The sequence below is a fragment of the Acidisarcina sp. genome, from assembly GCA_035539175.1.
Taxonomy (GTDB): Bacteria; Acidobacteriota; Terriglobia; order Terriglobales; family Acidobacteriaceae; genus JANXZS01.
In genome coordinates this window covers 25,027-37,515 of the sequence record DATLIY010000012.1, presented here as the reverse complement: position 1 = coordinate 37,515, position 12,489 = coordinate 25,027, and the positions used below count along the sequence as shown (strand labels likewise).

Sequence of the window (12,489 nt, the reverse complement as noted above, 5' to 3'; positions counted from 1 at the left end):
GCCATCTGCAACACCAGCATCCTCTCAGGAGGTAAAGAATTGCGCGATGTTACGGAACTTTGCCTGCCGCCTGCGCACCATTTCCTCCACCGGCAGTGAGCGCAGATCGTTCAGATGCCAGTGCAGTTTTTCGTCGAGCATAGCTACCGCAGAGTCCTCGTCCAGATGCGCGCCACCCGGAGGCTCGGGCACGACGTCGTCCACGCAGCCCAGCGCCTTCACATCGCAGGAACTGGTCTTCATGGCACCCGCGGCCTGTGCGCGGTGGGCCGCATCCCGCCACAAAATCGAGGCGCATCCCTCGGGAGAAATCACGGAGTACACCGCATTCTCCAGCATGAGCACGCGATCCGCCACGGCCAGTGCGAGTGCGCCGCCGGAGCCGCCCTCACCGGTGATGGTGGCAATGGTAGGAACTCGAAGCCGCGACATCTCGCGCAGGTTCCGCGCAATCGCTTCCGCCTGCCCACGCTCCTCGGCGCCCAGCCCGGGAGCCGCTCCCACCAGGTCAATCAGCGTGAAGACGGGCCGCCCGAATTTCTCCGCGATCTTCATCGTGCGGAGCGCCTTGCGGTAGCCCTCAGGGTTAGGACTGCCAAAGTTGTGGCGAATCTTGTCCTTGATGCCACGCCCCTTCACGTTGCCAATCACCAGCACTTCTTCGCCGTGAAAACGAGCCATGCCGCAGGTCATCGCCAGATCGTCGCCGAAGGCGCGATCACCGTGAATTTCGCTGAAATCCGTGAAGAGACGCCTGATGAAGTCCATGGGGTCGGGCCGTTGCGGATGCCGTGCCAGTTCCGTGGCCTTCCACGCCTCGGGTACCGGTGCAGCCACTGCCTGCACTTGCTCCAGTTTCTCTACCTGCTCTGTCATGAGTTGCTTCTACCGCTGCCTGCCCCGGAGATTGCGTCAGCACAATGCCCCGTTACAGAACATCTCTCTGATTGTATAGCAGCAAGTTAGCAAGTCAGCGAGTTAGCAGCTCAGCAAGTTAGCGAGCGAGCAAGGCATCTCTTAAACCGGGCGACCTTCTTCTCACTGCTGACCACTTTCCCTGACCACTTCTCCGCTTTTCGCTGACCGGCTGACTGGCTAATCTACCGCCTGAACCGAGCCTCTTCCCAGCAGCTCCTCGGCGCGCTCTACAAAGGCGCGATCCGCGCTCACCGTAAAGCGCTCCAATTCGAGAACGGCTTCAAAGTCGCCCGTCTGTTCCAGGCTCAGCATCATGTGTCCAGGGCCTGGGGCGCCCTCGATCAGCTTCTTCAACTCCACCAGCGTCTGGTCGCTCGAGCGCTCCAGCGCAACGCGGATGCGTACATTCTGCGGGAGCTTGAGCTTCACATCTTCGAGCGCCTGTATCGAGGAGACGCAAAGCTTCGGGGCCGCATCTTCCTCTGCGCGCAACGTCCCCTTCACCAGCACCGGAACATCCATCTTCAACGTCTCGGCGTTTCGCTCATAGTCCTTCGGAAAGCAGATCAGGTCGATCTTGCCGACGGTGTCTTCCAGGCTCGCCTGGGCATAATACTCGCCCGTGCGCTTGGACTTGGCCACCTTGAGCGAGGCAATCACGCCGGCAATGCCAATCAGGTTCTCCGGCTGCTGCCCTCGCCGCCCGCTGGAGGGTGCTGGCTTCATTTCGGCTGCGGTCTGGGTATCCACCACATTCATGTTGCGGAGCTTCTCCGCATATTTGTCGAGGGGGTGGCCGGAGACGAACAAACCCAGCACTTCTTTTTCCGCCTGCAGTCGCTCATTCTCGCTCCAGTCCGGCACCTGCGGCAGATCCTCGCCGTTGCGCGAGGCCGCTGGCGTATCGTCGAAGAGGCCAAAGAGCCCGTGCTGCCCTGCCGCGGCGTCTCTCTGCGCCTTCTGGGCGCGCTCCATCGCCCGGTCGGCGGCGGCCATCAACTGCGATCTGCGCCCCAGGGAGTCAAGCGCACCCGCCTTGATAAGCGACTCCAGTACGCGCTTGTTCATCAAACGCAGATCGACCTTCTCGCAGAACTCCCAGTACGAGGTAAATGTGTGCCCCTGCTGCTCCAGTTCGCGGCGCGCATTCAGAATGGATTCAATCGCATTGCCGCCGACGTTCTTGATCGCGGTCAGGCCAAAGCGAATCGCTTCGTTATGCGGAGTGAAGTGTGCGTGCGAGAACAGCACATCGGGAGGCTCAACCGGGATGCCCATCTCGCGGCACTCCTTGATGTACTTGACGACATTCTCCGGCTTTGAAGTTTCCGACGTCAGCAGCGCCGCCATGAACTCCACCGGATAGTGCGTCTTCAAGTAGGCCGTCTGATAGGCCAGCAGCGCATACGCCGCGGAGTGCGACTTGTTGAAGCCGTATCCGGCAAACTGCTCCATCAGGTCGAAGATGTGCGCGATCGTATCCTTGGGATGCCCCTTCTCCGCCGCACCAGCGACAAAGCGGTTGCGCTGCTTTGCCATCTCCTCGGCGTTCTTCTTACCCATGGCGCGGCGCAGCAGATCGGCATCTCCCAGCGAATAGCCGGCCAGGACGTTGGCGATCTGCATCACCTGCTCCTGGTAGACAATCACGCCCAGCGTTTCCTTCAGAATCCGTTCCAGCTCAGGAAGCTCATACGTGACCTTGCGGCGTCCCCACTTGCGCTCGATGAAGTCGTCGATCATGCCACCCTGAATCGGACCCGGCCGATACAAAGCATTCAGTGCCGTCAGGTCCTCGATCGAGGTGGGCTTGTAGCGGCGCAACACATCGCGCATGCCGCCCGATTCAAACTGAAAGACTCCGGAGGTCAGCGCGCGATGAAAGACCTTCTCATAGGTCTCCTCATCGTCGAGGGCGATCTTCGCCAGATCGAGGTCGATGCCGCGGTGCTCCTTGATCAACTTCAAGCAATCGTCAATCACCGTCAGCGTCGTCAGGCCGAGAAAGTCCATCTTCAACAGGCCCATCTTTTCAACCGCCTTCATGTCATAGGCGGTGACGACTTCATCGTTCTTGCTGCGCGATAACGGAACCAGCTCCGTGAGCGGCTGCGGCGCAATCACGACGCCTGCCGCGTGTACTCCGGCGCCACGCACCAGCCCCTCCAGCTTGCGCGCAGTATCGATCAGCTCATGAACCTGCGGCTCATGGTCATAGGCATTCTTCAGCGGACCTTCTTCCGCCAGCGCCGCATCGATCGTGACACCGATCGTTGCCGGAATCATCTTGGCGATCCGATCCACATCGCCATACGGCATATCGAGCGCGCGGCCTACGTCTTTGATGGCAGCTTTAGCCGCCATGGTGTTGAAGGTGATAATCTGCGCCACCTGCTCGCGGCCATACTTCCGGGTCACGTAATCGATCACTTCGCCGCGCCGGTTCATGCAGAAATCGATGTCGATATCGGGCATCGAAATGCGCTCCGGGTTCAGGAAGCGCTCAAACAGCAGCGCATTCTGCAGGGGGTCAATATTGGTGATCTCCATGCAGTAGGTACACAGCGAACCCGCCGCAGATCCGCGTCCCGGACCCACTGGAATATCTTGCTCCTTCGCGTAGCGGATAAAGTCCCAGACGATCAGGAAGTAGCCTGAGAACTTCATCTGCTTGATGATCGCAATCTCTGTCTCCAGCCGTTGCTCATACTCCGAGATCGTTCGACGCAACTGGCCGCGATCCTGCAGATGGCGAACCGCCGTATCCATGCGCTTGCGGAAACCCGCGCGGCAGACCTCTTCGAAGTAGCTGTCTACCGTGTGCCCCTCTGGAACCGCGAAGGCGGGAAAGGGATTCTCCACCTTGTGCAGCTTCAGCGTGCAGCGTTCGGCAAACTCCATCGTGCGGCTCACCACCTCGGGCGCGTGCGCGAAGGTGCGCTCCATCTCCTCGGCGGATTTGACGTAGAACTGGTCACTGTCAAATTTGAAGCGCTTGGGATCGTGGATCGATCCCGCAGTCTGCACGCAGAGCAGCACCTCGTGCGCGTGGTGGTCATCCTCGCACAGATAATGGCTATCGTTGGTAGCCACCAGCGGAATCTCCAGCTCCTTCTCCAGGCGGAACAGGTCGTTGTGAATCTTCTTCTCCAGCTCCAGCCCCTGATCCTGAATCTCAAGGAAGAAGTTGCCTTTGCCGAAGATGTCCCTGTACTCCATCGCCGTGTGGCGAGCCTCGTCGTACTTGCCCTCCAGGAGTTCCTGGCACAACTCTCCCGCCAGGCAGCCGGAGAAACCGATCAGTCCGCTGGCGTGCTCTGCAAGGTATTTCTTGCTGATGCGCGGCTTACGGTAAAAGCCGTGGAGCGATGCCTCCGAGGTAATCCGCACCAGGTTGCGGTACCCTTCCTCATTCTCCGCCAGCACCAGGAGATGGTTGTAGTCATCCCCCTGCGGGTCGGCCCGGTGATCCTCCTTCTGGCAAATGTAGAGTTCGCAGCCGAGGATGGGCTTAACGCCCTGCTTCTTAGCTGCGTCAAAGAAGTGCACCGCGCCGTAAATGTTGCCGTGATCGGTGATGGCGACGGCCTTCTGGCCAATGGAGCCAACACGCGACACCAGCTTTTCAACGTCGCAGGCGCCGTCCAACAAGGAGTAGTCCGTATGAAGATGCAGGTGGGTAAATTCAGCCATGGCGCTGATCTGATTCTATTCCGTCAGCAGCCATGGTCGAGCAATGTCAGCCAGGGATCGAACACTTTGCTGAGGAAAAGCCGTTCCTAACCGCGAGAGTCCCTTGCAAGGCACGCCTGCATATCGAAGCAGTGTGGACTATCCTTGCCAGGATTGTATGAAAAAATAGCCAGGTGGTTCTAGAAAGGTTGCGAATGGTTCTGTTGGATATCAAAAAGGTGGCCGAATGATTTTCGACGCGCTTAGACTGCCAGCGCTGCTGGTTCTCTCTCTCTTGTTCGTGGCCCGTCCGGGCTTTGCGGATTCCAGCTCCGGCTGTCAGCTGGTCATCCACGTGGACAAAATTCGCAATGAGAAGGGGGCCCTCGGCGCTACCATATTCCGCTCCCCCGACGGATGGCCGGAGAACACCGACAAGGCCTTTCGCCACGGCCCATACCCCATCATGGGCAGCACCGGGACAGCCACATTCGCTGATATGCCACCGGGGGATTACGCCGTCGCCGTGATCCATGACGAAAACGGGAACCGCAAGATGGACCGCAACATTTTCGGATGGCCGCTCGAAGGATTCGGCTTTGCCAATAATCCAAAAGTTCTGCTGAAAGCTCCTCCTTTTCAGGAGGCTCTCGTCCACGTCGCCTGCCCGGTAACCGAGATCACGATTCACATGACCTACAAATAAAAATCCACATAACTCGCAAATAAAAAGCGAGGGGTGCCGCCGATGCAGCACCCCTCGCTTCGAGCAATCTCCCAAGCTATCGTTTCTTCTTGGCCGCCTTCGCAAGGACGTGCTTCGTCGCTGGCTTAGCTTTGGTCACAGGCTTGGAAAGCTTTGCAACCACCTTGGCCTTACCCGCTACCGGCTTGGCTGCTTTTTTCGCAACCGGTTTCGGTGCAGCCTTCTTTGCTGCGGCCGGAGGCTTTGCTGCCGGAGCTTTTCCTGTTGGCGTCTTTGTCGCCGGCTTGGCAGGAACCACCGGCTTAGCCACGGCCTTCTTTGCCCCGGCCTTTGCCAATACAGGCTTGGCCAGTACAGCCTTTTTCACCACGGGCGCTGGTTTCTTTTCCGCTGGCTTGGCGGCTTTCTTCTCAGGCGCTGCCTTTGCAGGCACCTTCCCTGCCGCAGCTTTTACCGGAACCGCCTTCGCCACGCCAGCCTTCTCTGCCGGCTTCGGCTCTGGCGCCTTCTTCGCAGCAGGCGCCTTAGCAACAGGCTGCTTTTCGACGGCCTTCGCAGCAACCACCGGTTTGGTATCGGCCTTCATCGCGACCTTCGGCTCTACCTTGGTCCGCGTCGCAGGCTTGGGAGCAGGTTTGAGTTCGGCTTCTTCTTCCTCTTCTTCCTCATCCTCGGCGTGATCGGCATGATCCAGGCCGAGCTTCAGGTCCATGCCTTCCGGCAACTCTTCCAGATTCTCTTCCGCCATCTCTTCTGCTTCGGCCTCTTCGGCCTTTGCCCTGGCCTTGGCTTCAGCAGACTTCTTTCCCCTCGGGCGGCGAATGATGACAGGAGGAGGCGGAGCAGGAGGAGAGAAAGGCTCGAGATAGGCGCGAATCTGCTCTTGGGTCTCCAGCTTGCCATCTATCAGTTCAAAGAAAAGGTTCTGCAGCAGCTCCTGATATCCAGGAAGATCCGGCTGGATGCGCATCTCCTGCATCAGCGCATAGGGAATCTTCTGCCGCGCCTCCGGCCATACGGAGAAGAAGTTGTGATACTTCTCCTGTACTGCGGAGCTCTTGCTGGTAAAACCAAGCCAGAGCACCGCCTCCGGGCTGCTCGTGGTCAGCAGCTTCCAGGTCGCAGAGGGCGTCGCGACCGGCTTGGATGTCAGTACCTTGGCAAATTCCTTTGCCTGACCGTCCAGGGCGTTCCACTCTTCCACAAATCCCGGGCGCACAAAGAGCTTCTTCAGATCCGCCAGCTCGCGAGGCGACATCTTCGCCGTCAGCAAGGTCATTTGGGCGGTAGAGGTATCCGGGTTTACCCCTTGCATCTGGAGTTGATTCAATACCTCGCGCAGCTTTTCCAGGCCGGCAACGTCCGCCTTGGCGCTGGTCCAGGCCGGGTCAAGGTACTTCATCCAGCCCGCCTCTTCCATCACCTTCAGGATGCGGAGACCATCTTCCTCATGCCCAATCTCTTCCAGTTCATAGCCCCGATGCCAGTCGGAGAGATGGCTGATGACCCCTTCCTCCCTGGCATTGTCAAAACGGACACGGGTCTTCTCTTCCAACTCCCAGCCCAGCCGCGCGGCAAAACGAGTGGCGCGAACCAGCAGGACGGGCTGCTCCAGAAAGCCGTAATTGCTCACCAGTCTCAAGAGTCTTGACTCAATATCCGCCACCCCGTTGAGCGGGTCCATGAGGAGTCCATAGGAGCCCTCATTCAGAGAAAGAGCCATCGCGTTGGCGGTAAAGTCACGCCGCCGCAGATCTTCATGGATACTAGCAAGGTGGTAAACAGGTTTGCCGGGTTTTGGGTACTCAACGTGGCGCGTACTGCTGATCTCCGTGCGCGTCCCCCCGCCGAAATGGAAAAACAGGGTGTGAGAGTGCTCTTCTTCCCCGGCGAGAACACCGCCTGCTTTCTCCAATGTTTTCTTTAGCTTGAACGCATTTCCCTGAACCGAAAAATCAAGGTCGCGGACAGGTGAGCCGCTGGTCAGGTCACGCACGGCCCCACCGGTAAGAAATACAGTCATCTGGGCATCGCGAGCGGCGTCACGAACTACCTTCAGAGCATTTTGCTGTCCGGGGGATAGGCGATTTTCGAGGAGATAAATGTAGTCGGGCATGGCCTGTACGTACGACTCCAACAGTCGCGCTGTGTACCTCTAAACTTATTTCTTACAATAGCTTAGAAGCTGGCTACTGCTTATCGCAAAGCAATAACTTATCATACGTTCACGCTGTTGGCTACCGTTTTGCACAATTTTCGCTGCGGCTCCTCTACACATGCGACAATCCGTAGTTCAAGGCCGCCAACACTTTCACCTCGTGGAATGGAGAAGTTTCCAATGTCTGCCAGCCGTAAGAAAGCGATCCTGCGCAAGCTGAGCCGCGATTGGGTGGCGGGCTATCTGGAGCCCACCGGCTTCGTCTCCGGCGGCAAGCTGGAGTTGCTCGATCTAAGTGGCAAGGTCGCCAGCTATGACCTCAAGGACCTGAAATGGGTCTGCTTTGTCCGGGATTTCAACTCCGGCGAGCTAAACAATCCTGAGCGGCTGCTGCGCAAGAACTTCCCTGCCCGCCCGCGAAGCGAAGGCCTCTGGCTGCGGCTTCGATTGCAGGATGGAGACCTGATCGAGGGATTAGCGGCAAACGACGTCAGCCTGATTGAACAGGAGGGCCTCTTCCTCACTCCGCCGGATACACGCTCGAACACGCAGCGCATCTTTGTTCCACGAAGCTCAGTGGTCGAGTTCGAGGTGCTGGCTGTCATCGGAGCTGCGAAACGCAAGGGCGCCGCACCGGAGCAGGAGACTCTATTCCCGCAGAATCTCTCCGCCTGACCATCGCTCGAAGGAGGCGATTACAATCTTGAGCATGAAGCTAGCAGAGCTCGCTCGCATTTTGCAGGCAGAGTGCCGCGGAGATGGCAATCTGGAGATTACCGGCGTTGCCGGAATTGAGGAAGCAGGCCCGCATCAGGTCACCTTCGTCGCCAACCTCAAATACGCGGCTCACGCCCGGACGACGCGCGCCGGCGCAATCCTGGTCCAACCGGACTTCCCTGAGATTCCGACCGCAACCCTCCGCACCTCCAATCCATATCTTGGTTTTGCACGGGCGATCGAAGCGTTTTACCAGCTACCCGTTTACGCACCCGGCATCCACCCTACCGCCGTCATCGATCCCACAGCCCGCCTTGGCCAGAACGCGCACGTTGGAGCGTATGCCGTCGTCGGCGCGGGAGTGGTGATCGGGAACGATGCTACTCTGCTACCTCACGTCGTGATCTACCCCAACACCAGGATTGGCAATCGCTTTTTCGCGCATGCTCACGCAATCGTCCGCGAAGGCTGCATTTTGGGGAACAATGTTACCCTGCAGAACGGCGTCGTGATCGGCGCGGACGGCTTCGGTTTTGCCAAAGACGATGCCGGACACTGGCATAAGATCCTGCAATCCGGCATTGTGCGCATGGCAGACGATATCGAGATCCAGGCACAGAGCTGCGTGGACCGAGCGGCAGTGGGAGAAACGCGTATTGCCCGCGGCGTCAAGATTGACAACGTGACAACCGTGGGCCACGGCACGACCATCGGTGAAGACTCCCTGATCTGCGCCCAGGTTGGGCTCGCCGGCTCCACGCATATTGGCAAGAACGTGGTGCTGGCCGGCCAGGTGGGAATTGCGGGGCACTGTACAATCGGCGACGGCGTGATTGTCACGGCCCAATCCGGCACCCATGGGGATGTCGAACCGGGAAAGATCATCAGCGGCACTCCGGGATTCGATCATAATCAGTGGATGCGGGCCTCCAATGCCTTTCCCCGCCTGCCGGAACTAATGCGCGAAGTAAAGCGCCTTCAGCGCAAAATCTCTCCGGAAGAGTGAACCCAACGCAAGCGCGATTTTCGCATCCAAGCTAGCAGCATGCCCAAAGACGAAACAGGAATTGGACAGCCCGGCAGCAGCGTCAGCGAGCAAAGCATCGGCAAACCCATTCGCGTGCTTCTGCTGGATGACGACGTGGACAACCTGCTCTTGCGCTCGGCAATCCTCCGCAAATATGGCTATCTGACCGAGACGGCAAGCACCATTGAAGAAGCCGAGGCAATGCTGGACTGCATCGACATCGCGGTGCTGGATTATCACCTGGGTGCGGGCAAGTTCGGAACGGAGGTCGCCGCCGAATTGCGGGATCGCAGGCCGGAGGTCCCGATCATCATCCTTTCGGCTACGCTCGAACGCCGCTTTGGCGGAGTGGAGGACATGCACCTTCTCAAGGGGTACAGCTCCATCGACGACCTGGTCACTGCGCTCCGCTCCTTTGAAGCCAAGCGGCGGGGCAAGCCCGTTGTTGTCGATGCCCGGGACTTCTTTTATTCCCGCATCAATATGGCGATGGGCGACGATGTCGTGCTGGAGATCCTCGATGCCGAGGGCAACTGGCAGTATGTGAACGAATCCTGCGCCCAGCTGCTGGGCCACCCCCGCGAGTGGTTTCCCGGCCGCAATATGTTTGAGGAGATTCCGGAACTCGCCCCGGACTGGCGTGAAATCCTGCGCAACGTCGCCACAACGCGCGAAACCTATATTGACCGCACCTACCGGGGATTGCTGAATCTTCCGCGCAAGGGAGAGGAGTGGGTGTGGAACGTGCTCGGGTTTTCGATCACGCTGCACAACAACCGCACCGGCGTGGTCTTGACGGCGAGGGTTCTCGAACGTAAGACTTCTCTATGATCTTCACCGGGCCTCGCTGTGCTCGCGCCGCAAGGCGTGCAGCGCTTCTTGCCGCCATCGCGGCTTTCTCTGCCATCTCCGGCTGCCATTCCGCCTTTGTACAAGTAACGATCGTGAACCACGCGGGAGGACCAGTGCGGCTGGTCGAGCTGGATTATCCCAGCGCCAGTTTCGGAATGACCAACCTGGAGGCGAACGCAAATTACCATTACCGCTTCAAGATTCAGGGCTCCGGCTCCGCAAAGCTCGACTTCACCGATGCGCAGGGCAAGGCGCACCACGCGGTGGGACCCGAGTTGGATGAGGGGCAGGAGGGGACGCTGCTGGTGACCATCCATGAGGCAGGCGACGTCACCTGGGCTCCCCAACTGACGGTTAGCAGGTAAGCAACGCTGGAGCAAGACAAACGCTGGAGCAAGATAAAGGAGGCGCCAAGGCGCCTCCTTTATCTTGCTGAGATTCTCTAATGATCCAGCGCACTCTCTAGCGCACTACGGTTTGGAACAGCGGCGACTGGAGCAGGCTGGAGAACTGGCTGTCCGAGGCGGCGAAGCGCACTTCAAGCTTGCCGGAGTCGGAGTCGATCTTCGTGCTCTCGATCGCCTGCTTTTCTGCTGCCGATCCGCTCATCTTCTTGTAGAGGGCCGCAGCATTGAGCAGTGAGGACATGGTTGCAGCGGTAAAGGTATCCGGCGTAATCACGTCCATATTGAACTTCACTCCATTCTGGAAGTTCATGGTGTAGCGCGAACTCAGCAGCCGCTTCTTAACGGTCTCGTAGTCCGCCAACTGCGCAGCATCACCCAGCACCGACCGCATCATCGTCTGGGTGCCTTTCTGGTCCAGGATGCTCCACAGCGGCTCCGTATCCACCGACTGCATCATCTCCAGCATGGTGCTGTTGTTCAGCATGCTCTGCGACAGACCGTCCCGTGCGTCCAGCGCGTAGCGCACGGCGTCGCTTGCGCCAAAGACCATTGTGGTTGGATCAACAAAGGTGACGACCATGCCGCTGTTGGCCATCGGATAGATGCGATTGGTGCGAAGCAGTGTCGGCTTGATCTTCTTCTTCTTAAAGTTGGCGAGGATATCCGCGACCGAGAACTGCCCCTGCGCAATGCCAACTGTGCGCGTGTTTTCACTGCTGCCGCCAAGGCGGAACGCGGCGAAGGCGAGCTGGTCCACGTCATGGTTTTCGTTCAGACCGGATACCTTGAGTGCCTGCTCCAGTTGCTTGATTTCGGGCGGCAGTACGCGGCTCTTCAACTGCATCGCTGCAGCCGAGTTCTGCATCGCGCGATAGTCGACCACGATTAGCTGCTGCAGATCCTTGGGAATGGCGGAGCGTGCATCGCCGCCCAGTTGAGCGGCAAAGGCTGGTGCGGCCAGCATCAGGCCCACCGTAGCGATGGCGCATTGTCGAATCATATTCTTGCAGATCTTCACTCTTCGTCACCTTCCGGAGCGGAGCGCTCCAAATCCCCGTTTTACCCTGCTATTTTACTTGCCGGCCAGGGCATCGGATTCTTAAGCTTGCGCTCGAGAATCTTTTCCTCTGGATCAAACCCATTTAATTGACGCGCCCACTCGCTCTCCCGCTCATATGCGGCTTCAGGAATCAATCCGATCAACTCCCCATATACGGGACGCGTGTGATATCGCGCCGCCAGTCGCTTGACCGCGTTGAAGACCTGCGATACCGGCGTTGCATTGAAGTCCGTGATATTCATCGAGATCTGAGCATGCCCCTGCGCCAGCACGCCCATCGCCTTCACCCCGATCAATCCGCCGCTGGAGGCACGAATCTCCCGCGCAATCGCGCGGGCGGCTGCGACATCATTCGATTCCAGATAGATGTTGTAGGCGATGAGGAACTTGCGCGCTCCCACGGCAGAAGCTCCCGCAGTCGGGTGCAGATCGGGGCCGCCCACGTCCGGACGCCGCGCAGCCTCCTTGCGAACCGCGTCACGCAGTCCTTCAAACTGCCCGCGGCGGACGTCTTCCAGCAATGCCCGATCCGGCCTGGCTGCCGCAGCTTCATAAAAATAGACAGGAATGCCATGACGCTTCCAGATCTCCATCCCGGCCTGGCGCGCCAGCATTGCGCACTGCACCAGCGTGCAGCCGGAAAGCGGAACGAACGGGATCACGTCGGCTGCGCCAATGCGGGGATGCGCGCCCTGCTGCCGGGTAAGATCAATCAACTCCGCAGCCTTCCCTGCCGCGCGGACTGCCGCCTCCACCACCTGCTGCGCCGGCCCCGCGATCGTTACCACGGAGCGATTGTGGTCCTTGTCCAGCGACCAGTCGAGCAGGCTCACTCCATCGACCCGCATGGCTGCCACGATGGCCTGGACCTTCGACTCGTCTTCCCCCTCGGAAAAATTGGGGACGCATTCGAGAACCGGTCCCGTCCCTGGTTCAACGGATCCGCCGTTTCTCTGCGTATCAGCCACTGCG

At 59.0% G+C, this 12,489-nt stretch carries 10 protein-coding genes; 5 read left to right on the top strand and 5 right to left on the bottom strand.

The window, feature by feature from the left end:
• Positions 1-24: 24 nt before the first annotated feature.
• Positions 25-876, bottom strand: a complete 852-nt coding sequence (locus VM554_15300) for an acetyl-CoA carboxylase carboxyltransferase subunit alpha (GenBank protein HVJ09742.1) — start codon at positions 874-876, stop codon at positions 25-27.
• A gap of 219 nt (positions 877-1,095) precedes the next feature.
• Positions 1,096-4,611 carry a DNA polymerase III subunit alpha gene (gene dnaE / locus VM554_15295; GenBank protein HVJ09741.1) on the bottom strand — a complete coding sequence of 1,172 codons (3,516 nt, stop codon included), beginning with the start codon at positions 4,609-4,611 and terminating at the stop codon, positions 1,096-1,098.
• A gap of 226 nt (positions 4,612-4,837) precedes the next feature.
• On the opposite strand from dnaE, the gene VM554_15290 reads away from it, so the two are divergent.
• Positions 4,838-5,296 carry a DUF2141 domain-containing protein gene (locus tag VM554_15290; GenBank protein ID HVJ09740.1) on the top strand — a complete coding sequence of 153 codons (459 nt, stop codon included), beginning with the start codon at positions 4,838-4,840 and terminating at the stop codon, positions 5,294-5,296.
• Between the two features lie 76 nt (positions 5,297-5,372).
• Here the strand turns inward: VM554_15290 and VM554_15285 are convergent, their stop codons facing one another.
• Positions 5,373-7,412 carry a hypothetical protein gene (locus tag VM554_15285; GenBank protein HVJ09739.1) on the bottom strand — a complete coding sequence of 680 codons (2,040 nt, stop codon included), beginning with the start codon at positions 7,410-7,412 and terminating at the stop codon, positions 5,373-5,375.
• 222 nt (positions 7,413-7,634) lie between these two features.
• On the opposite strand from VM554_15285, the gene VM554_15280 reads away from it, so the two are divergent.
• Genes VM554_15280 through VM554_15265 form a run of 4 tightly spaced genes read left to right on the top strand, consistent with a single transcriptional unit; the run spans position 7,635 to position 10,415 of the window.
• Positions 7,635-8,129, top strand: coding sequence for a hypothetical protein (locus VM554_15280; GenBank protein ID HVJ09738.1), 495 nt, complete (start codon positions 7,635-7,637; stop codon positions 8,127-8,129).
• Between the two features lie 34 nt (positions 8,130-8,163).
• Positions 8,164-9,177 (top strand): UDP-3-O-(3-hydroxymyristoyl)glucosamine N-acyltransferase, encoded by a 1,014-nt coding sequence (lpxD, locus tag VM554_15275; protein ID HVJ09737.1) that lies wholly within the window; start codon positions 8,164-8,166, stop codon positions 9,175-9,177.
• Between the two features lie 39 nt (positions 9,178-9,216).
• Entirely contained in the window at positions 9,217-10,029 is an 813-nt protein-coding gene (locus tag VM554_15270; GenBank protein ID HVJ09736.1) for a response regulator, read from the top strand.
• The gene (locus VM554_15265) at positions 10,026-10,415 is read left to right on the top strand and encodes a hypothetical protein (protein HVJ09735.1); all 390 of its coding nucleotides are present in this window, start codon (positions 10,026-10,028) and stop codon (positions 10,413-10,415) included. The genes VM554_15270 and VM554_15265 overlap by 4 nt, the downstream gene beginning before the upstream one ends.
• Before the next feature lie 97 nt (positions 10,416-10,512).
• Here VM554_15265 and VM554_15260 read toward each other — a convergent pair whose 3' ends face one another.
• Both VM554_15260 and ftcD read right to left on the bottom strand, forming a co-directional pair.
• Positions 10,513-11,457, bottom strand: a complete 945-nt coding sequence (locus VM554_15260) for a hypothetical protein (protein ID HVJ09734.1) — start codon at positions 11,455-11,457, stop codon at positions 10,513-10,515.
• 59 nt (positions 11,458-11,516) lie between these two features.
• Positions 11,517-12,485 (bottom strand): glutamate formimidoyltransferase, encoded by a 969-nt coding sequence (ftcD, locus tag VM554_15255; protein HVJ09733.1) that lies wholly within the window; start codon positions 12,483-12,485, stop codon positions 11,517-11,519.
• Positions 12,486-12,489: the final 4 nt, after the last annotated feature.

What these genes read in the sequence shown, in the direction of transcription:
- VM554_15300 (HVJ09742.1), bottom strand. Translation starts at nt 876, where the DNA reads ATGACAGAGCAGGTAGAGAAACTGGAGCAAGTGCAGGCAGTGGCTGCA.
- dnaE (HVJ09741.1), bottom strand. Translation starts at nt 4,611, where the DNA reads ATGGCTGAATTTACCCACCTGCATCTTCATACGGACTACTCCTTGTTG.
- VM554_15290 (HVJ09740.1), top strand. Translation starts at nt 4,838, where the DNA reads ATGATTTTCGACGCGCTTAGACTGCCAGCGCTGCTGGTTCTCTCTCTC.
- VM554_15285 (HVJ09739.1), bottom strand. Translation starts at nt 7,412, where the DNA reads ATGCCCGACTACATTTATCTCCTCGAAAATCGCCTATCCCCCGGACAG.
- VM554_15280 (HVJ09738.1), top strand. Translation starts at nt 7,635, where the DNA reads ATGTCTGCCAGCCGTAAGAAAGCGATCCTGCGCAAGCTGAGCCGCGAT.
- lpxD (HVJ09737.1), top strand. Translation starts at nt 8,164, where the DNA reads ATGAAGCTAGCAGAGCTCGCTCGCATTTTGCAGGCAGAGTGCCGCGGA.
- VM554_15270 (HVJ09736.1), top strand. Translation starts at nt 9,217, where the DNA reads ATGCCCAAAGACGAAACAGGAATTGGACAGCCCGGCAGCAGCGTCAGC.
- VM554_15265 (HVJ09735.1), top strand. Translation starts at nt 10,026, where the DNA reads ATGATCTTCACCGGGCCTCGCTGTGCTCGCGCCGCAAGGCGTGCAGCG.
- VM554_15260 (HVJ09734.1), bottom strand. Translation starts at nt 11,457, where the DNA reads ATGATTCGACAATGCGCCATCGCTACGGTGGGCCTGATGCTGGCCGCA.